This is a genomic window from Tenacibaculum dicentrarchi (genome assembly GCF_964036635.1).
GTDB lineage: Bacteria > Bacteroidota > Bacteroidia > Flavobacteriales > Flavobacteriaceae > Polaribacter > Polaribacter dicentrarchi.
In genome coordinates this window covers 497035-520359 of sequence record NZ_OZ038524.1, presented here as the reverse complement: position 1 = coordinate 520359, position 23325 = coordinate 497035, and the positions used below count along the sequence as shown (strand labels likewise).

Here is a 23325-nt window from a genome sequence, read left to right as displayed (position 1 = left end):
ATTAATTTATAGCGTTTTCCAATTTATTGATACCATAATAAGTTGGAACTCCTAATTTTTTATTTTCATAATTAATTTTTCCGTCCTCTGTTAAAAACTTTTCATCTAGCACTACCTCTGCCCATCTTAAAATTTTGTCAATCATTTCAACTTTAATATTAAGTTCTTCTGAAAACCATTTAGCTATAATAATACCATTGTATATATCATCAAAGAAAAATCTATGATTTTTATTTAAACTATAAGTTTCATTTACCTCTTTTTGTACAGGTGTTTTTATTGCTCCAAGAGTCTTTGAATTAACGAAAGAAGATATGATATTCGTATTTTCTGAACCATAAGAAAGCCTTTCAAGTGATAGATAATCTAACATATAGTCAAAATTTTGATCTCTAAATATTTTTTTTATTCTCTCTCTTATAAGAGTATAATCACTATCTAATCCTTCTAATAAGTCTGCTGATATTTTATTATAATCCTTATAAAAATAAGGTACATCTTTTTCTGAGTCCCATACGCCTCCATCAGTTAAAAATAATCCATACATTCTAGACGGATGTATAATTTGATTATCTACAGAAAGTGTTAAGGATATAAAATTTTCCGACTCTACAAATTTACCTTTACCAAAAAAATTATAACACAAATCATTTAAAAAATCCTTTCTTTTGGCAAACTCTGTACTATCATTAAATGCTATACAATTTAATTCTTTAGAACCATAAGTAATACCCTTTGCTCCATACAAATTAGTTCTTGATATCCAAGGTATTAACCCAAGTGCAAAATAATTTAAATTAGGTAAATTAAAATTATTTTTTATTGATTCAACCATCCAATTAAAACCTCCTTGCCCATATATAGTACCTAAAAGAGCTTTATTTTTTTTAATATGTGGAGCTATTCTATTTAAAGCATTATAATATTGATAAACGGGCATACATAATATTATAATATCAGCATTAGTTATTACATCTTCAGGTTTATCTGAAATAGTATCTATATCTCCGTGATAAACATTTAATACATCACCTTCATTATTCTGTAATTCTGTTTCAATATTATGATTCCATTTTTCAGGCTGTCTAGTTAATAAATTTATCGTGCGGGAAGGACTTGTTAAAAAGGGTATTAATACATGAGCACTACTTCCTCCTCCAACTATTGTTATTATTTCTTTTTTCATATTTTCACACCTTTTTTATACGTTAAAACTGACATAATTAATCTTGTTATTACAACCGTAAATGCTGCTCCATAAGCTCCATAAATAGGTATTAGTATTAAAGCTAAAACAAAACCTATTAAAGAATATTGTATGGTAATATTTCTCATTATCTTATCTTTTTTCATTACTAGTAATCTATTAGCACCATAAGAAATTGTTATCGAAAGGAATAAAGGACTTAATCCTAATATATATAAGAAAATTAAACTTTCTTCTCCTGTTTTCCCAAAAACTAAAGGAACAATTAATTTAGAAAAAATAAAAACACAAACAGAAAAAATAAGACCAACTGTTATTATTATTTTTGAAATAACATTAATTTTTGTTTGATCTTTAATTAAATAAGGATAAGTAACATTTCTAATTACATAAATAAAACTATTAAGAACACCTACTAACTTCATAGCTAAGGCATAAAAACCTACAATTTCAAGAGGTGCAAAAATTCCTAAGAAAAAAACAGAAAAGTTATTATAAAGATTTGGCAAAAAATCTATTATAAAAATATTCCAACCATCAACTAAATATTTCTTTAAGGTTAAAAAACTTTGAAATTTAAATTTTATTTTAAAATATTTTTTTAAAATAAAAAAAGATAAAATACCCGATAAAATAGCTCCCGATGAATTAAAAATAGGGACTAATAAAATATCTTCTTTTTCGTTAATAAATACAAATATTGCTATTGTAAAAATAGTTTTAGAAATAACATTAAGGTAGGTTATATATTTCATTTTTTCCATTCCTTGAAAAAACCAAACAGGAAACAATACCTGACCTACAACAATTCCAAAAGTACATAAGTAAATACTTGTGTTTGAATTAAAAAGTTCAAAGAATAAAATAAGTATTAGTAATATTAAAAAACAAATTGTCATTAATATTATTTTTATTGAAATAACACTACTAAAAATTTCTGTAAGCTTATCTAAGTTATCTCTATTTATTGAAATTTCTCTAGTTGCTGTTAAATTAAAACCATAATCTACAACAACATTAAAGTAAGTAATTGTAGCAATGGAAAATGATATAAGTCCAAAATATTCAGCACCTAAAATACTAATTAGATAAGGGTATGTTAATAATGGTAATACTAAATTAAAAATTTGTAAAACTGCTAAAAACGAAAAATTTTTAAATATAGAGGAATTAGATTTTATTATTTTGGTTATTTTCTTCATCAAATTTATTGCTAATAAAACTTTTATTTTAAAGAAATATTATTGTTTATCAGAGTTCAAATTATTTTTTACTTTAGCATAGAAATCTTTTATAAAAACATAGAAGATGATTATAAATAAATTTAAAAACAAACCTATAACTAAAATTAAACTAAGTCTTAATCCTGATTTTTTAGTCGGGATAGAAATAGGCTCTATTACAGAAATAAAAGGAGTTTCTTCTTTTAACTGAATTTTTTTTGTTTCAATTTTATTTTGTAACTCACTGCAAATATTAAATAATAAATTATATTTAGATTTTAAGTGTAATAACTTAATTTTAGCTCTTGAGCTTTTTAAATATTGATTTTTATCTTCAAAAGAGGCTAATTCAATTTCAGCTATTTTAAATTTTTTATTATTTTCCTCATATCTTTGCTCTATAAATTCTAACTCATTAGCTCTTTTTTGTGTTTTAAATATTCTTATTTCATCTTTTAAAATATTAACAGCATTAAACACCAATTCTGATGAAGGTAAAGCTTCAGCAAAAGAAGACTCTATTGAAACTATATTTTCTTTCGAGTCATACTCTAACCTTAATATTTGACTGATGCTTTTAAAAATATTTAACTCTGTTTTACTATAAATTTTTATTTTACCATCAACTAAGTTATTATGTGATTCTTTCTTTTTTTCAGAGATAAATATATTTTTTATTCTAGAAATAAATGAAACAGGTAAACTTTTGTAATACTCCCTGTAAGAAATTTCCTTAAGTTTATCTTCAATTATAATTGAAATTTTACTTCTAGACATTTTGTCTAAAAAAGGTTTACTTGTAATTATTTTTGAATATATTAATGGTGATATTACTTCACTTTTTCTACCTCCAATATTAATACCTGTTAAAGCAGCAACCCCACCTAAACTAGATAATAAAGAACTCTGTTGAGAAACTTGAGGTATAAATACTATTTTCGATTGATAACTTTTTTTATGAATAAAGAAAGCATAAATAACAGTTAACAAAAAAAACAACGTAAATATTTTTATTATTATTTTTTTTTCCTTGTAAAATTTTAATACAAATACAGATATATCTAATCTATCTTCTTTCATTTTTATTTATTTATTTATTTATCTGTTAATGTTTTCACTAAAATTCCTAAAGTAGCTAAACCTGAAGTTATTGCAATAACTTCTTGAGTTGAAACTCTCTTAACATTTTGAGGTTTATTAGGAACTAAAATTATAGAGCCTGGCTTTACTTTTGGATATGATTTAAAAAATAAAAAGTGTTTTGTTGTTTTAATATCGCCATTAGCATGAATTACATACGCCCTATTTTTCTTTGCTTTTGCAGAAAAACCTCCTGAATTTTCTATGTAATATTTAAAACCTTTTCTCTTATCATACCTAACTAAAGATGGCGATAAAACCTCACCTTCTACCTTTACCGTTTGCCTTTCTGATGGAATAAAAAGCTCATCTCCTTCTTCTAAAATTAAATTATATTTTGATGATGCCCCGCCTTTTGCTAAAATCTTTTGTAAGTTAATTCCGATTTTAAATGTTTTTTTACTCTTTATACCCTTATTTACAATACCTATTGTATCTTTTTTAGCAAATTCAGCAAGCATTTCTGATTGCTTTTTATCTTCTTTTGTATTATTTTTTCTAGTTAAAAAAGCTCCTTCAACATAGGCAAATTTAGTTAAGCCTCCTGCTTTTTTAATTAAATCCGATATTTTTTCATTTTTTAAACCGATTGAATACTCACCTTCAAAATTTGTTTCTCCTTTGATAAATACCGTTTTTTGCTTAGTATATCCTTTTAAATAACGAACTGATATTATATCAAAAGGCTTCAATATAAAATGATTACTAGCTGTTCCTTCTAGGCTTGTATTTGCACTAAGATTAAAGTTTTTACTTATTGTTTCAAAACTTCCATCTTTTAACCTTCTTGAAACATCTATTTTTTTTACATCAGCACCATCTTTTAACCCTCCTGCAAGTACGATTAAATCTTCTATTTGCATTCCTTGTGTAAAATCAAACTTACTACCTTTATTTACAGCACCATTAATAGTGATAAATTCTTTTTCTTTTAACTCTTCTTTACTAAAGATATAAACTTCATCATTTTGTTTTAAAAATAACTTATCATTATTTTCTTTTAACGAAAAAGAAATAGTCTCTTTATTTGTTTCATCATAAGTTCTTGTAATGATTCCTCTATCTAAAAAAGCATCTTTTGTTATTCCTTCCGCCTTATTTAATAAAGCTGTTATCGATAAATTTTCAATATATTCATAATTCCCTGGTTGAAAAACAGCTCCTTTTATGCTAATTTTATTTGAAAAATTATCGGAAACTTTATTAATTTTTATAAAATCCCCATCTTTTAAACTTTCTATAGATAATTTTGTTTCTGGTATTTCTACTATTTCTTTTTGAATACCATTTATTCTTTCTATAACGATATTTTGTTTATAGGCATTTGATGCAAATCCACTACAATAGTTTAATAAATCTGAAACTGTTTCACTAGCCTTCATTTCATATAAACCAGGTCTTTTAACAGCTCCTTCAATAGTTACTAACTTTTCATAAGGTTTAACAATAATAACATCTTGATCTTGAATCGTTATGTTGCCTGTTTCTTCTCCGTTTAATAGAAAATTATAAAAATCAAAATCGGCAATTTTAGTTCCCGACCTAAAAAGTCTAATGTTTCTAAGTGTTCCATTTTTCGTTGGACCTCCAGCTGCATACAATGAGTTTAAAACTGTTGAAAAAGCACTTAATGAATAAGAACCTGGTACTTTTACCTCTCCTACAATATTCACCTGAACATTTCTGACCTCTTTTATAGAAACAGCTATATTCACTTTATTGTAACTAGTTGAAGAAGATGTTATTCCTGCATAAATTCTCTTTAAATAATTTTTGATTTTTGATTTGGCTGCTTTAATTGGCAAACCTACTAAATGAATATAACCAACTCCTTGAATATTTATAGCTCCTTGCTTGTTTACTTTTTTCTCGTAATTAGCCTCTGATGCCCCCCATAAATCTATAGAAATAACATCGCCAGATCCTATAATATAATTTTCAGGGCTTGCTATATTTAAATTTGGTGTAAATGATATATTTGGATTATTAAAAAAATCATACCCAAAAAGTTTAGTTGTTTCTTGCGCTTCGCCTTTTTTTCCTGTTAAACCAAAATATATATCATCTTGAACACCTGTTGTTTTTTTAACAGTTTCTTTTGAATTTTCACTATTAACAGTACCTAAATTAAGAATTCTAGTTTTTAATTTATCAGCCTGTATTTCAGACATACCCTTCGTTTTTGCAATGACTAAGGCTTGCTCTAAGGTATATCCTTGATTTTTAATTTTATCTCGATAGCTTGCTACTTGTTTATCTGAAAGACTATCAACTTCTAAATTATTTAATTGTGTAGACTGAGCGTATGTTACCATACTAAAAAAGGTAATAAAAAGTATAAAAACAACTTTTATCACTTTTACTATTTTATTATTTTTCAATTTCAAAAATTTTAAACCAATTTATAAACTCTTTAATCACTTTTACTAAAGATGTACTAGGCTTGTAATTATAATCTTTTATTAATTCATCTACATTTGCCCATGTTCTCTGTACATCACCTGATTGCATTGGTAACATCTCTTTTTTAGATACCTTACAAAGGTTTTTTTCTATTTCTGATATAAAATCTAATAATTTTACTGAATTATTATTTCCGATATTATATATTTTATACAATATTAAAAAATGAAAAGCACAATAAAATCAGTATGAGTAATTGAGACAAATATAAATAATAATTCATGAAAGAAACAAAAAATATAATTTATAAAAATAGTAAAATTATAGGCAATACCCCACTAATAATCACAGATAAAATAATCATTTTTTTTTGTTAAAATAAATTATGATTATTGTTGAACTACTTGTTTATTTATGATGTAATACACACTATTGTCATATAAATCAACAGCTTTACCACTTTTATTAAATTTTAAAGTATTTCCTGCTTTACTCACCCAACCTATTTGTTTTCCTGGCACACCTACTATTAGCGCGTATGGCTTAACATCTTTATTAACAACCGTACCTGCACCAACCAAGGCATATTCTCCAATAGTAACACCACAGATAATCGTTGCATTTGCTCCTATTGAACAACCTTTTTTTAGTAATGTTTTCTTAAATTCGTCTTTTCGAACAATAAAACTCCTAGGATTAATAATATTGGTAAAAACCATAGAAGGACCTAAGAAAACATCATCTTCAACTTCAACGCCTTCATAAATAGATACGTTATTTTGTACTTTTACCCCATTTCCTATTGTTACATTAGGACCAACAACACAATTTTGCCCAAAAGAACAATTTGAACCTATATTCGTCTTCGCTAAAATATGACTAAAATGCCATACTTTAGTACCATTACCAATTTGCACATCTTCGTCTATAAATGAAGACTTATGTATAAAAAAGTTACTCATTAATTACATTTTTACAAAATGGGTGATAATCTCCTTTTAAACCAATAGCTTTTGAATTTCTAATACTAGTAACTGTTTTTATAGAACCATAAGCTTCATTTAAACCAAAACCATTTCCTTTTAAAATTTCTTCATAACTACGGGTGTGTAAATCTGTAAAGCCACCACTGAATTCTATTTCTTGACCATCAATGGTTATCGATCTAAAAGTAGTTAATCCATTTGCTTTAACCTCTTTTGGAAGATACTTATAATTGATTGATAAAAACCAACGTACATTGGCATTTTTTAATTTAAAACTTCCTGCATTGGTATCTGCCTGTTTTAAATGTACGATATTCTCTTGAACATCGCCAAAAACCCAGCATAACATATCATAAAAATGAACCCCGATATTAGAAGCAATACCACCTGATTTTTCTTGATTTCCTTTCCAAGAAGCAAAATACCATTTACCTCTAGAGGTCAAATAAGTTAAATCAATATCATATATTTTTGATGGGGTTTCTTTTAATTCTTTAGCAACTTTTTCTTTTAATGCTATAATTGAAGGATGCAATCTTAGTTGAAGAATATTATATACTTTTTTACCTGTTTCTTGTTCAATAATTTTTAACTGATTGATGTTTTCAGGGTTTAAAACTAACGGTTTTTCTGAAATTGCATCAGCACCATTTTTTAAAGCAAATCGAATATGAGAATCATGTAAATAATTAGGTGAACAAACAGATATATAATCAATTCGTTTGCTTTTATTATTTCTATGCCAAGTATCTATAAAGCTATCAAATTTTTCAAATTCTGTAAAAAAATCTGCTTGCGGAAAATTACTATCCATTATTCCGATGCCATCGTAAGGGTCTAAGGCTACAATTAAGTTATTTCCTGTTTCCTTTATCGCCTTCATGTGTCTTGGAGCAATATATCCTGAAGCTCCTATTAATGCAAAATTTTTCATTTTATAATCTCCAACTTGGATTTTTTACTATTCCTTTTATATCCATTATTACAGGTATATCTTTTGATATTCTTTGATAATCAGCCCTTGTTAATTCTTTAAATTGTTTATGAGCAACCGCCACAACAATTGAATCATATTTTTTAGTTCCTTTAAAAGGGTTTTCAATAATACCGTGTTTGTAGCTATTATAATTTCCATTAGGATCTATCCACGGATCATACACATCTACATTACATCCATAATTTTTTAATTCAGAAATAATATCTACCACTTTTGTATTTCTCATATCAGGGCAATCCTCTTTAAAAGTAACTCCTAAAACTAAAACTGATGATTTGTTTATTTTTTTATCACTGGAAATCATTACTTTAACTGTATGTTCAGCAATATATTTCCCCATACCATTGTTAATTTGCCTAGCACCTAAAATTAAGTTTGGTTTGTAGCCTAATTCTTCAGCTTTAAAGGTTAAATAATACGGATCTACACCAATACAATGTCCGCCGACAAGCCCTGGAGATAATTTTATAAAGTTCCATTTTGTTGCTGCTGCCTCTAAAACCTCGTTGGTATCAATGTTCATGGTATCAAAAATCAATGCCAATTCATTAATTAAAGCAATGTTTACATCTCTTTGTGTATTTTCAATAACTTTACTCGCTTCGGCAACCTTAATACTAGACGCTTTATGTGTGCCTGCAACAATTATTGACTTATACAACTCATCAATTTCAGTTGCTATTTCAGGAGTTGACCCCGAAGTAACTTTTAAAATTTTAGTAACAGTACGTTCTTTATCACCTGGATTAATTCGCTCAGGACTATATCCGCAGAAAAAATCTTTATTAAATTTTAAAGTAGATATTTTTTCAAGTTCAGGAACACATATTTCTTCGGTAACACCAGGATAAACTGTAGATTCATAAATAACAATATCTCCTGTTTTCAAAACACTTCCCACTAATTGTGATGAATTAATTAAAGGTGTTAAATCGGGACGATTACTTTTATCAATAGGTGTAGGAACTGTTACTATAAAAATAGTTGCCGATGAAATATCAACTACTTTAGAAGTGTATTTTATTGATTTTTTTACTGCACTTAGTTGATTTTCATTAATTTCGAAGGTTCGGTCGTATCCTCTTTTTAACTCTTCTATTCTTTCATTATTGATATCAAAACCTACAACTTTAAATTTATTTGCAGCAAAAGCATGTGCTAAAGGTAAACCTACATATCCTAATCCTACAATACATATTTCTTTACTCATTTTTTTATTTTAAGATTATCAACTTTTTATTTAAATAAATGATAAGAATTTTTATCCTCAGATAATTAAAAAGAACTATATAAAAATGTTTTTTTTTATTACGTTAAATTTCACTAATATAATACTAACCTTAAAAACTTATTCATTATTACCATAAAAAAGTAACATACATTAAAAACTGTATGTTACTTTTTTTATTCCTATTTTATAATATGTTAGGTACTATTTTTTATCTGTTAATGTTTTCACTAAAATTCCTAAAGTAGCTAAACCTGAAGTTATTGCAATAACTTCTTGAGTTGAAACTCTCTTAACATTTTGAGGTTTATTAGGAACTAAAATTATAGAGCCTGGCTTTACTTTTGGATATGATTTAAAAAATAAAAAGTGTTTTGTTGTTTTAATATCGCCATTAGCATGAATTACATACGCCCTATTTTTCTTTGCTTTTGCAGAAAAACCTCCTGAATTTTCTATGTAATATTTAAAACCTTTTCTCTTATCATACCTAACTAAAGATGGCGATAAAACCTCACCTTCTACCTTTACCGTTTGCCTTTCTGATGGAATAAAAAGCTCATCTCCTTCTTCTAAAATTAAATTATATTTTGATGATGCCCCGCCTTTTGCTAAAATCTTTTGTAAGTTAATTCCGATTTTAAATGTTTTTTTACTCTTTATACCCTTATTTACAATACCTATTGTATCTTTTTTAGCAAATTCAGCAAGCATTTCTGATTGCTTTTTATCTTCTTTTGTATTATTTTTTCTAGTTAAAAAAGCTCCTTCAACATAGGCAAATTTAGTTAAGCCTCCTGCTTTTTTAATTAAATCCGATATTTTTTCATTTTTTAAACCGATTGAATACTCACCTTCAAAATTTGTTTCTCCTTTGATAAATACCGTTTTTTGCTTAGTATATCCTTTTAAATAACGAACTGATATTATATCAAAAGGCTTCAATATAAAATGATTACTAGCTGTTCCTTCTAGGCTTGTATTTGCACTAAGATTAAAGTTTTTACTTATTGTTTCAAAACTTCCATCTTTTAACCTTCTTGAAACATCTATTTTTTTTACATCAGCACCATCTTTTAACCCTCCTGCAAGTACGATTAAATCTTCTATTTGCATTCCTTGTGTAAAATCAAACTTACTACCTTTATTTACAGCACCATTAATAGTGATAAATTCTTTTTCTTTTAACTCTTCTTTACTAAAGATATAAACTTCATCATTTTGTTTTAAAAATAACTTATCATTATTTTCTTTTAACGAAAAAGAAATAGTCTCTTTATTTGTTTCATCATAAGTTCTTGTAATGATTCCTCTATCTAAAAAAGCATCTTTTGTTATTCCTTCCGCCTTATTTAATAAAGCTGTTATCGATAAATTTTCAATATATTCATAATTCCCTGGTTGAAAAACAGCTCCTTTTATGCTAATTTTATTTGAAAAATTATCGGAAACTTTATTAATTTTTATAAAATCCCCATCTTTTAAACTTTCTATAGATAATTTTGTTTCTGGTATTTCTACTATTTCTTTTTGAATACCATTTATTCTTTCTATAACGATATTTTGTTTATAGGCATTTGATGCAAATCCACTACAATAGTTTAATAAATCTGAAACTGTTTCACTAGCCTTCATTTCATATAAACCAGGTCTTTTAACAGCTCCTTCAATAGTTACTAACTTTTCATAAGGTTTAACAATAATAACATCTTGATCTTGAATCGTTATGTTGCCTGTTTCTTCTCCGTTTAATAGAAAATTATAAAAATCAAAATCGGCAATTTTAGTTCCCGACCTAAAAAGTCTAATGTTTCTAAGTGTTCCATTTTTCGTTGGACCTCCAGCTGCATACAATGAGTTTAAAACTGTTGAAAAAGCACTTAATGAATAAGAACCTGGTACTTTTACCTCTCCTACAATATTCACCTGAACATTTCTGACCTCTTTTATAGAAACAGCTATATTCACTTTATTGTAACTAGTTGAAGAAGATGTTATTCCTGCATAAATTCTCTTTAAATAATTTTTGATTTTTGATTTGGCTGCTTTAATTGGCAAACCTACTAAATGAATATAACCAACTCCTTGAATATTTATAGCTCCTTGCTTGTTTACTTTTTTCTCGTAATTAGCCTCTGATGCCCCCCATAAATCTATAGAAATAACATCGCCAGATCCTATAATATAATTTTCAGGGCTTGCTATATTTAAATTTGGTGTAAATGATATATTTGGATTATTAAAAAAATCATACCCAAAAAGTTTAGTTGTTTCTTGCGCTTCGCCTTTTTTTCCTGTTAAACCAAAATATATATCATCTTGAACACCTGTTGTTTTTTTAACAGTTTCTTTTGAATTTTCACTATTAACAGTACCTAAATTAAGAATTCTAGTTTTTAATTTATCAGCCTGTATTTCAGACATACCCTTCGTTTTTGCAATGACTAAGGCTTGCTCTAAGGTATATCCTTGATTTTTAATTTTATCTCGATAGCTTGCTACTTGTTTATCTGAAAGACTATCAACTTCTAAATTATTTAATTGTGTAGACTGAGCGTATGTTACCATACTAAAAAAGGTAATAAAAAGTATAAAAACAACTTTTATCACTTTTACTATTTTATTATTTTTCAATTTCAAAAATTTTAAACCAATTTATAAACTCTTTAATCCCTTTTACTAAAGATGTACTAGGCTTGTAATTATAATCTTTTATTAATTCATCTACATTTGCCCATGTTCTCTGTACATCACCTGATTGCATTGGTAACATCTCTTTTTTAGATACCTTACAAAGGTTTTTTTCTATTTCTGATATAAAATCTAATAATTTTACTGAATTATTATTTCCGATATTATATATTTTATACAAACTTCTATTTTTTACTTCATCGATTGATTTTGAAATTATTTTTTCAATTCCTGTAACAATATCATCGATATATGTAAAATCACGCTCCATATCACCATGATTAAACACTTTTATAGCACGATTATTCGTCATTGCATCAGCAAATAGAAAAGGTGCCATATCAGGTCTTCCCCAAGGTCCATAAACAGTAAAAAAGCGTAAACCTGTTGTTGGTATTTTATATAAATGACTGTAAGTATGCGCCATTAATTCATTACTTTTTTTAGTCGCTGCATATAAACTTACAGGATGATCTACATTATCAGAAGTCTCAAAAGGCACTTTTTTATTAGCACCATATACACTTGAACTACTCGCATACACTAAATGTTTAATATCATTATAACGACAACATTCTAATATATTTAAAAAACCTACGATATTACTTTGTATATACGCATCAGGATTCTCAATACTATAACGAACTCCTGCTTGTGCAGCTAAATTACAAATAACATCAAATTTTTCTTTTTCAAAAAGAGCTGATAATTCTGTCTTATCTTCTAAATTAAGTCGGATAAATTTAAAATTACCCATAGAAATACTCTTTGTTTCTTGATAAAAAACATGAGCTTTCTCTCTGTTTATTCCGAGTTCTTTTAATCGAGAATATTTAAGATTTACATCGTAGTAATCATTGATATTATCTATACCAATAACCTCAAAACCTTTTTCTAAAAGTCTTTTACTTAAATGAAACCCTATAAAACCTGCTGCTCCTGTAACTAAAACTTTCATTAGTTTTTTCCTATTTGATAATATTCAAAACCTTTTTCTTCTAAATTAAATACATTATATTGATTTCTTCCATCAAAAATAATTGGCGCATTTAATTGTTGTTTAATTTCGGTAAAATCTGGCGAACGGAATTCTTTCCATTCTGTTAACATAATTAAAGCTGCTGCTTCTTTTAAAACATCATATTTCGATTCAAAATAAGAAACACCTTCAACATCTTTTAAATAAAAATGCTCTGCTTCTTCCATTGCTTTAGGGTCATAAGCTTTTACTTTAGCACCTCTTTTAATTAATTCTTTTACAACGTAAATCGCTGGTGATTCTCGCATGTCATCTGTTCCTGGTTTAAATGCTAATCCCCAAAGTGCAAATGTTAATCCTGATAAGTCTTCACCAAATCTTTTTATTATTTTCTCTGCGATTACAAATTTCTGACGATTATTTACTTCTTCTACTGATGTAATTAATTGTGCATCGTACCCATTTTCTTCAGCTATTTTTTTTAATGCTTTCACATCTTTTGGAAAACAAGAACCTCCATAACCTGCTCCTGGATAGATAAAGCTATATCCAATTCGACTATCAGAACCAATTCCTACACGTACATTATTTACATCCGCACCTACTTTTTCACAGATATTAGCTATTTCATTCATAAATGAAATTTTAGTAGCTAACATTGCATTTGCAGCATATTTTGTCATTTCTGCCGAACGAATATCCATCGATATAAAACGCTCGTGCGACATTGTAAACGGTGTATATAACTGTCTCATTTTTTCAAAAGCATATTCTGTTTCTGCACCAATAACAACTCTATCAGGCTTCATAAAGTCACTAATAGCGTCTCCTTCTTTTAAAAATTCAGGATTTGAAACTACATCAAAAGTAATATCTAAATTCCTTACATCTAATTCTTTTTGAATGGTAGCTCTTACTTTATCAGCTGTTCCAATTGGCACAGTTGATTTATCAACAACAACAAGTCTTTTTGTCATTTTAGCACCTATTTCTTTAGCTACTGATAAAACATATTGTAAATCAGCGGAACCATCATCGCCCATAGGTGTTCCTACTGCAATAAAAACAATAGCTACGTCATTAATAACATCTTCTAACTTTGTGGTAAAAAATAAATTTTTTTGAGTAATATTTTTCAATACCATCTTCTCTAACCCTGGCTCATAAATAGGTATAATTCCTTGGTGTAATTTATCTATTTTTTTTTGATCTATATCTACACAAGTTACTTTATTACCCATTTCTGAAAAACACGCACCTGATACTAAACCTACATAACCTGAACCTATAACCGCTATATTCATCTACTTTTCTTTTAACTTTTTTAACAAAAAAATAAACCTAACTAAATATTCTTTTTATTTTTCCATTGCAAATATACTTTTATCTATTTAAAAACAAATATTTTTCAGCATATTAAAATATTTTTGCAGTAAGTATTTCATATAAATACTATTTAACTGTACACCAAAAAAAAGTCTCATCAAAATGATGAGACTTTTTGTGGGCGCGAAGGGATTCGAACCCCTGACCCCTTGGGTGTAAACCAAGTGCTCTGAACCAACTGAGCTACGCGCCCAAAATATTTTTCGGGACTTTTATTCGATAATTTATGTGGGCGCGAAGGGATTCGAACCCCTGACCCCTTGGGTGTAAACCAAGTGCTCTGAACCAACTGAGCTACGCGCCCTACTATGCAATTAACCTTAGGTGTTTTGGTGGGCGCGAAGGGATTCGAACCCCTGACCCCTTGGGTGTAAACCAAGTGCTCTGAACCAACTGAGCTACGCGCCCTATACGCTAATTGCGGGTGCAAATATATAACTCTTATTTAGATTGACAAAACTTTTTTTCAGTTATTTTTATAAAATTTCTGCAACAACAAAGGTACTTCCACCAATATAAATACAATCTTCGGAGTTTGCCTGTGTTTTTGCCGATTCAAAAGCCTCATTTACAGAACTAAACAATTCTCCTATTAAATTAAACACCTCAGCTGTGCCTTTTAATTTTTTTTCTGATAATCCTCGTATAATATTTGGTTTACAAAAATAATACCTCGCATTTTGAGGAAACATCGGTAAAATAGCTGCTAGGTCTTTATCAGAAACTACACCTAAAACAATGTGTAAATTTTTATATTGTTCCTTTTTAAGTTGTCCCAAAGTATAAATTAAGCCCTCTTTATTATGCGCAGTATCACAAATTACTTTAGGATGTTGCTGTAAAATTTGCCAACGACCTTTTAAATTAGTGTTTTTTACAACTTGTAATAATCCATTTTTGATGTTTTGTTCAGAAATAACAAAATCTTTTAATTGACTAATCGCTTTAACGGCTGTTTTTACATTCTTCGATTGATAATCCCCTAACAAATCGGTTTTATAACTATAATCCTGATCAGAAGCAAATACTATTTTTGTATTACACTCATTTGCTTTATCTATAAAAACCTTTTCAACTTCTTTCTGACGCTCTCCAATAACAACAGGTGTGTTTTCTTTTATAATCCCTGCTTTTTCATACGCTATTTCGGGTAATGTTTCACCTAAAAACTGCGTATGATCTAAACCGATATTGGTAATTACCGAAACTTCTGGAGTAATAATATTTGTAGAGTCTAACCTACCTCCTAATCCTACTTCAATAACAGCAATATCTACTTTTTGTTTGGCAAAATAATCAAAAGCCATGCCTACAGTCATTTCAAAAAACGATAATTTTTGAGCTTCTAAAAACTGTTTGTTTTCAGAAATAAAGTCAACAACACTTTCTTGCTTAATTTCCTGCCCGTTAATTCGAATACGTTCTGTAAAATTTTTAAGATGCGGCGACGTATATAAACCTACCTTATAACCTGCTTCTTGTAAAACTGAAGCAATCAGATGGCTTGTAGAGCCTTTCCCGTTAGTTCCTCCTACGTGAATTGTTTTAACTTTTTTTTCAGGACTATCTAATTCTTTACTTAAAGCAATGCTATTTGTTAAGTCTTTTTTAAAAGCTGTTTTACCTTGTTTTTGATACATTGGTAATTGTGAAAACATCCAATCTAAGGTTTCTTGATATGTCATTTAATATATTATTTTACAAGCTTTCGATATCATTTCAAAAGCTTGTATTAATTTTAAAGAATCTGCTATTTATTGCGATAAAGAGAACTTATAGATAATGGTTCCTCTTTGTTTTGATGGGGCGTTTCCATCGGCATTCCAAGTTGTTTTCAAAGCAGCTTCTTTGGCTGCTTTTTCCAAACAAGGAGCTGAACTTGTACTACCTTTTAAACCACCAGTTTGTGCTTTAATCACTTTTCCATTTTTATTTACTTCAATGCTAACCACAATTGTACCCTCTTCCTGACAATTTGGTTTTTTTATTGGTTTTGATAAGGCCTTTCTACCCGCTAAATTATAATTACCCCCAGAGCCACCACCTGAATTACCGTAATATTTAGATGAAGAAGCTTTTCCGTCTTTATCTCCTTTTACGCCCGACTTAGTGTCGTTACCCTCTCCTTTTTTCGTTCCGTTTTTTGATGTTCCGTTTAACAAACTATTCAAAGCATCGGTAGCAGCTTTTGATGGACTTGGTTTTTTCTTCTTCGGCTTTATTTCTTTTTTTTTTTCTTTAGAATCTTCTTTTACATGTTCTTTAACTTCTTTTTTTAATGTTGTTTTTTCAACAACAGGAACATCTTCTGCCGTATCATCTGTAATAACATCTTCTTGAATTTCTTCGGATGCTTCGCTTGCTTGTTCTTCAAAAATTTCTTCTTGAAATTCTTCTTCAATCTCTTCGGATGACACTTGAGTTTCTTGAACAGGCTCACCGCTACCAATATCCGAAGTACCTAAATTAATGGCTATACCATATTCTATTGGTGGATCTAAATATTTCATTCCAAAATTAAAAATTCCGAATAATAAAAGCATCAAAATAAGAGCCGTAATTACTGCTGATTTTCGTTTATGTGCTGTTTCTAATATTTTCATCGATACTATTTTTACACTCATTTATCAAAAACAAGTTGAAAATATACTTAAATAATTACTTCGCCTTTACGGCTAAAATCATTTTTAATTTATTTCTATTGGCGATATCAATTACTTTCATTACATTTTTATATGCTACGTTTTGATCGCCTCTGATAACAACTGTTTTCTTTTTATCAGAACCAACTTTAGTTAATATTATTTGTTCTAAATTATCAGTATTTACTTTTGTTTTATCAATATAAAAATCAGAATTTTCAGTAATACTTACAGCGATTGATGTACTATTTTCTGTTTTACCTCCTCCTTTCGGTAATAAAACATCAATGGCATTTACCGTTACTAAGGTTGATGTTAACATAAAAAATATCAACAATAAAAAAACAATATCCGTCATTGACGACATATTAAAACTTGGATCTACTTTATTTCTTCCCTTTAAATTCATTTTATGCAGGTTCGTTTAATAAATCTAAAAAATCAACCGATACGGCTTCCATTTGATACACCACCTTATCGGTACGAACCACCAAATGATTGTAAGTTATATAAGCTACAATCCCTACAATTAACCCTGCAACGGTGGTTGTCATAGCGGTATATAATCCGTCAGATAATAATTTAATATCGATTTGTCCACCTGAGTTTGCTATTTCATGAATGGCAATAATCATTCCAATTACTGTTCCTAAAAACCCAATCATAGGAGCTGCTCCTGCAATAGTTGCTATTACTGAAACATTTCTTTCAAGTTTATAAACTTCTAATTTCCCAGCATTTTCAATGGCTTTATTAATATCTTCTAAGGGTTTTCCAATTCTTGAAATTCCTTTAGCAATTAATCTTGCGTTAGGTGAATTGGTGTTTTTACACAATTCTTTGGCACTTTCTAAATTACCACTTGTTACAAAATTTCTAATTTCATCCATAAAATTTTTATCTACTTTTGAAGCTGCTTTAATGGCAAAAAATCGCTCAAAATAAATGTATAATGCTACAGCTAATAAAACAAATAGGATAGCAATAATAATTTGACCTCCTAGCCCTCCGTCTTTAATTAACTGAATAATCGATAATGTTTTTTCAGCTGATACCCCATCAACTAACTGTGTTTTTTCTTGAATGTATGCAAACATGAACGTCATTTTATTTTATATAATACTAAAAAAATCCTGAATATATATTCAGGATTTAAAAATACACTATTTTTTTTATTTATTTTAAGACAATAATAGCTTTACCATTAAATATCCTAACCCCCCTAAAACTATAGTATAAGGAAATGCCATTTTCACCATTTTACCATACGATAAATTAATTAAAGGTGCTAATGATGATGTTAATAGAAATAAAAACGCCGCTTGCCCATTAGGTGTTGCAACACTTGGTAAATTAGTACCTGTATTAATTGCAATGGCTAATTTTTCAAAATGTTCTCTTGTTATATCGCCATTTTTAAAAGCCTGTTCTACCTCACCAATATATACGGTTGCTACAAATACATTATCGCTAATTGCTGATAAAAACCCGTTAGCTACATAAAACAATCCTGGTTGTGATGCTGGGTCTTGACTTAACGCCCAGTGAATTATTGGACTAAATAAATGCTGATCATGAATCATTGCTACTACTACAAAAAAGACTACTAATAATCCTGTAAAAGGTAATGCTTCTTCAAAAGCAGGTCCTAATTGATGCTCATCAGTAATACCAATAAAGGCTGTTTGCACAATAATTAATGCCAAACCTATAAAACCAACAGGAGCAATATGTAACGCCAAACCTGCAATTAATAATATTGCCGATACTCCTTGAACAATTAAAGCATATTTTTCTTTAGCTGTTCTTTTAGCATCTTCTTCTTCGGTATATTTACTGATAATATTTGCCGCTACAGTTGGTAGTTTTTGCCCAAAACCAAACGCACCTGTTAATTCTAAAACAACTGTTGTTGCCATACCTGCGGCTAAAACAGGTAAGGTAATTGGCGCCATTTTTAAGAAAAACTGTACAAAATCCCAACCTAATCGTTCACCTATTAGTAAATTTTGAGGCTCACCAACTAAGGTACAAACTCCTCCAAGAGCTGTACCAACAACACCGTGCATAATTAAACTACGTAAAAAACTACGGAATTGCTCTAAGGTTTCACCACTTAATTCTTTTCTATCTAAAACTCCATCATGGTCATAATCTGAGGAACTCGAATGTATTTTGTGATACACACCATAAAAACCAACAGCAACGCTAATTAATACCGCTGTTACAGTTAAAGCATCTAAAAATGCCGATAAAACTGCCGCTAAAAACACAAATAATAATGATAATAATACTTTCGATTTTATTTTTGTAAAAACCTTACTAAAAATAAACATTAGCAAAGGTTTCATAAAATAAATACCCGCAACCATAAATACCAAAAGTAATACTACTTCTAAATTCTGAGCTACTTCATGATAGGCATTTTTAGCGGTGGTTAAGCCCAATGCAACTGCCTGAATAGCTAGCAAACCTCCTGTTAAAAGTGGGTAACATTTTAACGCCATGGCTAAGGTAAAAATAAACTCTGCTATAAAAAGCCAAGCGGTTATCGTTTTCCCTAATACAAAGAAAGAAAACACGTTAAAAACTAAAAAACTAAGCATGGTTATTTTAAACCACTTAGGGCTGTTCCCTAAAAAATATTTAAACATCATTTTTATTTATTGTGCCTTTAAACCAACTCTTTTAGAGCAATTTCAAAAGCTGTTGAACAAATTTTTGTTTTCGAACCACTTTTAGAAAAGGTTCGTTGTAATGCTTTTTTTATCGTGTTTGAAGTATCGTCAAAAATAGCCTTATCTTCCATTGGTAAAGCTACTTTTGCTTCCATTAAGTAAGCAAAGACTCTAGCAATACCACAATTAGAAATAAAATCAGGCAATAAACTTACATGATTATCGGTATATTCCATTATAGATCCGAAGAAAATTTCTTTATCAGCAAAAGGAACATTTGCCCCTGGCGATATTACTTCTAAACCTGTATCAATCATTTTTTGTACTTGGTCTTGAGAAACTAACCTTGAAGCTGCTGCTGGCACAAATATTTCGGCTGACACATTCCAAATTTTTTCATTAATTTCATCAAAAGGAATCATTTTATCAGACACCAATTTATTACCGTCTTTTGCTAAAAATAACGCTGTGATTTCTTCCATAGAAAAACCAGCTTCATTAATAATACCACCTTCTCTATCAATAATACCAACTACTTTAGCACCTAATTGTGTTAAATAATAAGCAGCTGCCGACCCTACATTTCCAAATCCTTGAACAATGGCTCTTTTATCAGTAATATTTCCTCCATAAAGATTATAATAATGTTTTACTGCTTCAGCAACACCATAACCTGTTAGCATATCTGCAACGGTATATTTTTTTGATAAATCAGGTGAAAATTGCTTATCTTCAATTACTTTAATTACTCCTTGACGTAATTGCCCAATTCTATTAATTTTATCGGCTTCAGTTGGTTTAAAATGACCGTTAAAAATTCCTTCCTGCGGATGCCAAACACCACAGCTTTCTGTTAAAGGAATTACATCTTTATCGGCATCAACATTTAAATCGCCACCTGTTCCATAATAATGTTTTAATAAAGGTGTTACCGCTTTATACCAACGTTCTAAAACACCTCTTTTTCGAGGGTCGTTAGGGTCGAAGTTAATTCCTGACTTTGCACCACCAATAGCAGGTCCTGAAACAGTAAATTTCACTTCCATTGTTTTTGCTAATGATAATACTTCATTTTTATTTAAACCTTTACGCATTCTGGTTCCACCACCTGCTGCACCACCTCTTAAAGAATTGATAACTGTCCATCCTTCAGCTTCTGTTTCTTTATCTTTCCAGTGAAAAACGATTTCTGGCTCTTTGTTTTCGTATATTTTTAATAATTCTTTCATAATTATGTATTTAATAAATGTTTACCTTAAAGTTGCTACTGTTTTGTTTTTGAAATACGCTATTGAGCGAAGTTAAAGTTGATTCATTTAAATTATTTTTTGAATTATTATACTTAGTTTAAAAAGACACTGTCACAAATTTACTATAAAAAAATGATAGGTAACAATTTTTTATTTTAAAAATAAATAGCTATTTATTAAAAATAACACCCGAAGAATGGTCTTTTTTTGCACCTGTAACACTCTTCAAACAATTTACCTGATTTCCAGCACGTAACAACCCTAAGAAAGCGAAAATTAAGGCTTCTTTGTAATTAATAAGTCCTTTTGATGGGATTTCAATTTTTTGTTCTGCATAAAATGAAATTCTATTTATTAAGAAATCGTTAAAAACACCACCTCCTGTTATTAAAATAGCGTCGTTTTTATGAATTATTTTACCAATTTGAAAAGCCGAGTGTTCAATAAAAGTTCGTAAAATAATAGGAATGTTTTTTTCTGATGCGTCAATTAATGGAAAAATAATTTTTCGAACCCACTCCAATCCTAACGATTTTGGTGCTGATTTTTTATAAAAATCTAAGGAATTTAATTTTGCTAATAATGCTTGATTTATTATTGCCGATTTAGCAATTTTGCCTTTATCGTCATATTCAAATCCTAATTTTTGCACATAATGATTCAACACAATATTTACAGGGCAAATATCAAAAGCAATTCGAGTATTATCTTGATTTTTTTGCTGATACGAAACATTGGCAAAACCACCTAAATTTACGCAAAAATCATACTCCGAAAATAGTAATTCATCACCAATAGGAACAAGCGGTGCACCTTGACCGCCTAAAAAAACATCTTGGGTTCTAAAATCGCAAATTACTTTTTGATTCGTTTTTTCTGAAATAATTTTACCACTCCCTATTTGAAGCGTAATTCCATCATCTGGTTGATGTAAAATAGTATGCCCGTGCGAGGCAATAAAATCAATATTATATATTTTATTTTTTTTGATAAATCCATTAATTTCTTCTGATAATAAAACTGCATATTCAATATCTAAACGAATTAAAGCATCTTTAGAAAAAGAAATAGCCATTTGTAATTTATGTTTCCAAGTATGGGTATAAGGAATTGTTTCCGATGCCAAAATTTCAAAATTCTTATGGTTTTTTTTATCAAATTTAACAAAAACCAAATCAATTCCATCTAATGATGTTCCTGACATCAAACCTATTATAAAATAAAAATCATCATTCATATCTGTAAAAATAATAAAACACCGCTAAAAATACGCTATTAAAAAAGTATCTTTGGATGAACTTTTTACGAATTTAACAATTATTAAACAATTATTAATTATGGATTTTAACTTAACAGAAGAACATATCATGATTCGTGATGCCGCGCGCGATTTTGCTCAAACCGAATTATTACCAGGCGTAATTGAAAGAGATAATAAACAAGAATTTCCTGATTCTTTAGTAAAAAAAATGGGGGAGCTTGGTTTTATGGGAATTATGGTGCATCCAAAATATGGCGGAAGCGGTATGGATGCCATTTCATATATTTTAATTATGGAAGAATTGTCTAAAATTGACGCGTCGGCATCAGTAATGGTTTCTGTAAATAATTCGTTAGTGTGTTATGGGTTAGAAGCTTTTGGAACTGAGGAGCAAAAACAAAAGTATTTAACAAAATTAGCAAGCGGACAACAAATCGGAGCATTTTGTTTGAGTGAACCCGAGGCCGGTTCTGATGCAACTTCACAAGCCACCACTGCCCAAGAAAAAGAGGACCATTATCTAATAAACGGAACAAAAAACTGGATTACAAACGGTGGGCGTGCCGATGTGTATTTAGTCATCGCACAAACCGACCGCAGTAAAAAACACAAAGGAATCAATGCTTTTATCGTTGAAAAAGGAACAGAAGGTTTTCACATTGGTCCGAAAGAAGATAAATTAGGAATCCGTGGCTCAGACACGCATACCTTGCAATTTAACAACGTAAAAGTTCCTAAAGAAAATAGAATTGGTGAAGATGGTTTTGGCTTTAAATTCGCCATGAAAACTTTAGCTGGAGGAAGAATCGGAATTGCGGCTCAGGCTTTAGGAATCGCTTCTGGAGCATATGAATTAGCCTTAAAATATTCAAAAGAACGTAAAACTTTTGGTACAGAAATTTGCAATCATCAAGCAATTGCTTTTAAACTTGCTGATATGTATACCGAAATTCAAGCCGCTAGAATGTTAGTAATGAAAGCTGGTTGGGACAAAGACCAAGGAAATAATTATGATACTTCTGGAGCAATGGCAAAGTTATATGCCTCAAAAGTGGCAATGGAACAATCGGTAGAAGCCGTGCAAATTCATGGAGGAAATGGTTTTGTGAAAGAATATCATGTAGAACGTTTAATGCGTGATGCAAAAATCACACAAATTTACGAAGGAACTTCAGAAATTCAAAAAATAGTGATTTCAAGAAGTATTTTGAGAAATTAATTTTAAAGGATACATAATAAGGTTCGTTACTCTAA

19 protein-coding genes and 3 tRNA genes are annotated in these 23325 nt (G+C 29.2%); 1 reads left to right on the top strand and 21 read right to left on the bottom strand.

Annotated features, from left to right (window positions below; translation table 11 throughout):
- Position 1: 1 nt before the first annotated feature.
- The 21 genes from ABNT14_RS02285 to ABNT14_RS02185 form a co-directional block, all read right to left on the bottom strand.
- Entirely contained in the window at positions 2-1186 is a 1185-nt protein-coding gene (locus ABNT14_RS02285; RefSeq protein WP_101902705.1) for an NAD/NADP octopine/nopaline dehydrogenase family protein, read from the bottom strand.
- A complete protein-coding gene (locus ABNT14_RS02280; RefSeq protein ID WP_101902706.1) occupies positions 1183-2409 on the bottom strand; it encodes an oligosaccharide flippase family protein in 1227 nt (408 codons plus the stop codon). The genes ABNT14_RS02285 and ABNT14_RS02280 overlap by 4 nt, the downstream gene beginning before the upstream one ends.
- 39 nt (positions 2410-2448) lie before the next feature.
- Positions 2449-3510, bottom strand: coding sequence for a Wzz/FepE/Etk N-terminal domain-containing protein (locus ABNT14_RS02275; protein ID WP_101902707.1), 1062 nt, complete (start codon positions 3508-3510; stop codon positions 2449-2451).
- A 14-nt stretch (positions 3511-3524) separates the two neighbouring features.
- Positions 3525-5951 carry an SLBB domain-containing protein gene (locus ABNT14_RS02270; protein WP_348719395.1) on the bottom strand — a complete coding sequence of 809 codons (2427 nt, stop codon included), beginning with the start codon at positions 5949-5951 and terminating at the stop codon, positions 3525-3527.
- A complete protein-coding gene (locus ABNT14_RS02265; protein WP_348719394.1) occupies positions 5941-6189 on the bottom strand; it encodes a hypothetical protein in 249 nt (82 codons plus the stop codon). The genes ABNT14_RS02270 and ABNT14_RS02265 overlap by 11 nt, the downstream gene beginning before the upstream one ends.
- A gap of 173 nt (positions 6190-6362) precedes the next feature.
- Entirely contained in the window at positions 6363-6935 is a 573-nt protein-coding gene (locus tag ABNT14_RS02260; protein ID WP_101901927.1) for an acyltransferase, read from the bottom strand.
- Positions 6928-7893 (bottom strand): Gfo/Idh/MocA family oxidoreductase, encoded by a 966-nt coding sequence (locus ABNT14_RS02255; RefSeq protein ID WP_101901929.1) that lies wholly within the window; start codon positions 7891-7893, stop codon positions 6928-6930. Before ABNT14_RS02255 ends, ABNT14_RS02260 begins: the two co-directional genes overlap by 8 nt.
- A 1-nt stretch (position 7894) precedes the next feature.
- Positions 7895-9166 carry a nucleotide sugar dehydrogenase gene (locus ABNT14_RS02250; RefSeq protein WP_101901930.1) on the bottom strand — a complete coding sequence of 424 codons (1272 nt, stop codon included), beginning with the start codon at positions 9164-9166 and terminating at the stop codon, positions 7895-7897.
- A 222-nt stretch (positions 9167-9388) separates the two neighbouring features.
- Positions 9389-11818 carry an SLBB domain-containing protein gene (locus ABNT14_RS02245; RefSeq protein WP_348719393.1) on the bottom strand — a complete coding sequence of 810 codons (2430 nt, stop codon included), beginning with the start codon at positions 11816-11818 and terminating at the stop codon, positions 9389-9391.
- Complete coding sequence (locus ABNT14_RS02240) at positions 11808-12833, bottom strand: NAD-dependent epimerase (protein ID WP_214983855.1); 1026 nt, start codon at positions 12831-12833, stop codon at positions 11808-11810. Before ABNT14_RS02240 ends, ABNT14_RS02245 begins: the two co-directional genes overlap by 11 nt.
- Positions 12833-14158, bottom strand: a complete 1326-nt coding sequence (locus ABNT14_RS02235) for a UDP-glucose dehydrogenase family protein (RefSeq protein ID WP_101902259.1) — start codon at positions 14156-14158, stop codon at positions 12833-12835. Before ABNT14_RS02235 ends, ABNT14_RS02240 begins: the two co-directional genes overlap by 1 nt.
- Before the next feature lie 200 nt (positions 14159-14358).
- A tRNA-Val gene (locus ABNT14_RS02230) sits at positions 14359-14433 on the bottom strand.
- Between the two features lie 36 nt (positions 14434-14469).
- Positions 14470-14544: transfer RNA gene (locus tag ABNT14_RS02225), tRNA-Val, on the bottom strand.
- Positions 14545-14570: 26 nt separating this feature from the next.
- A tRNA-Val gene (locus tag ABNT14_RS02220) sits at positions 14571-14648 on the bottom strand.
- Between the two features lie 68 nt (positions 14649-14716).
- Positions 14717-15925, bottom strand: a complete 1209-nt coding sequence (locus tag ABNT14_RS02215) for a bifunctional folylpolyglutamate synthase/dihydrofolate synthase (protein WP_101902260.1) — start codon at positions 15923-15925, stop codon at positions 14717-14719.
- Positions 15926-15994: 69 nt separating this feature from the next.
- A complete protein-coding gene (locus tag ABNT14_RS02210) occupies positions 15995-16843 on the bottom strand; it encodes an energy transducer TonB family protein (protein WP_101902273.1) in 849 nt (282 codons plus the stop codon).
- Between the two features lie 55 nt (positions 16844-16898).
- Positions 16899-17291 carry an ExbD/TolR family protein gene (locus ABNT14_RS02205; RefSeq protein WP_101902261.1) on the bottom strand — a complete coding sequence of 131 codons (393 nt, stop codon included), beginning with the start codon at positions 17289-17291 and terminating at the stop codon, positions 16899-16901.
- Between the two features lies 1 nt (position 17292).
- Positions 17293-17979, bottom strand: coding sequence for a MotA/TolQ/ExbB proton channel family protein (locus ABNT14_RS02200; RefSeq protein ID WP_101902262.1), 687 nt, complete (start codon positions 17977-17979; stop codon positions 17293-17295).
- An 84-nt stretch (positions 17980-18063) separates the two neighbouring features.
- Positions 18064-19536 (bottom strand): sodium/proton antiporter NhaB, encoded by a 1473-nt coding sequence (gene nhaB, locus ABNT14_RS02195; protein ID WP_101902263.1) that lies wholly within the window; start codon positions 19534-19536, stop codon positions 18064-18066.
- 20 nt (positions 19537-19556) lie between these two features.
- Positions 19557-20789, bottom strand: a complete 1233-nt coding sequence (locus ABNT14_RS02190; RefSeq protein ID WP_101902264.1) for a Glu/Leu/Phe/Val dehydrogenase dimerization domain-containing protein — start codon at positions 20787-20789, stop codon at positions 19557-19559.
- Between the two features lie 190 nt (positions 20790-20979).
- Positions 20980-22047: an anhydro-N-acetylmuramic acid kinase gene (locus ABNT14_RS02185; protein WP_101902265.1), complete on the bottom strand. Its 1068-nt coding sequence runs from the start codon at positions 22045-22047 to the stop codon at positions 20980-20982.
- A gap of 100 nt (positions 22048-22147) precedes the next feature.
- On the opposite strand from ABNT14_RS02185, the gene ABNT14_RS02180 reads away from it, so the two are divergent.
- Entirely contained in the window at positions 22148-23290 is a 1143-nt protein-coding gene (locus tag ABNT14_RS02180; protein ID WP_101902266.1) for an acyl-CoA dehydrogenase, read from the top strand.
- The last annotated feature ends 35 nt before the right edge of the window (positions 23291-23325 follow it).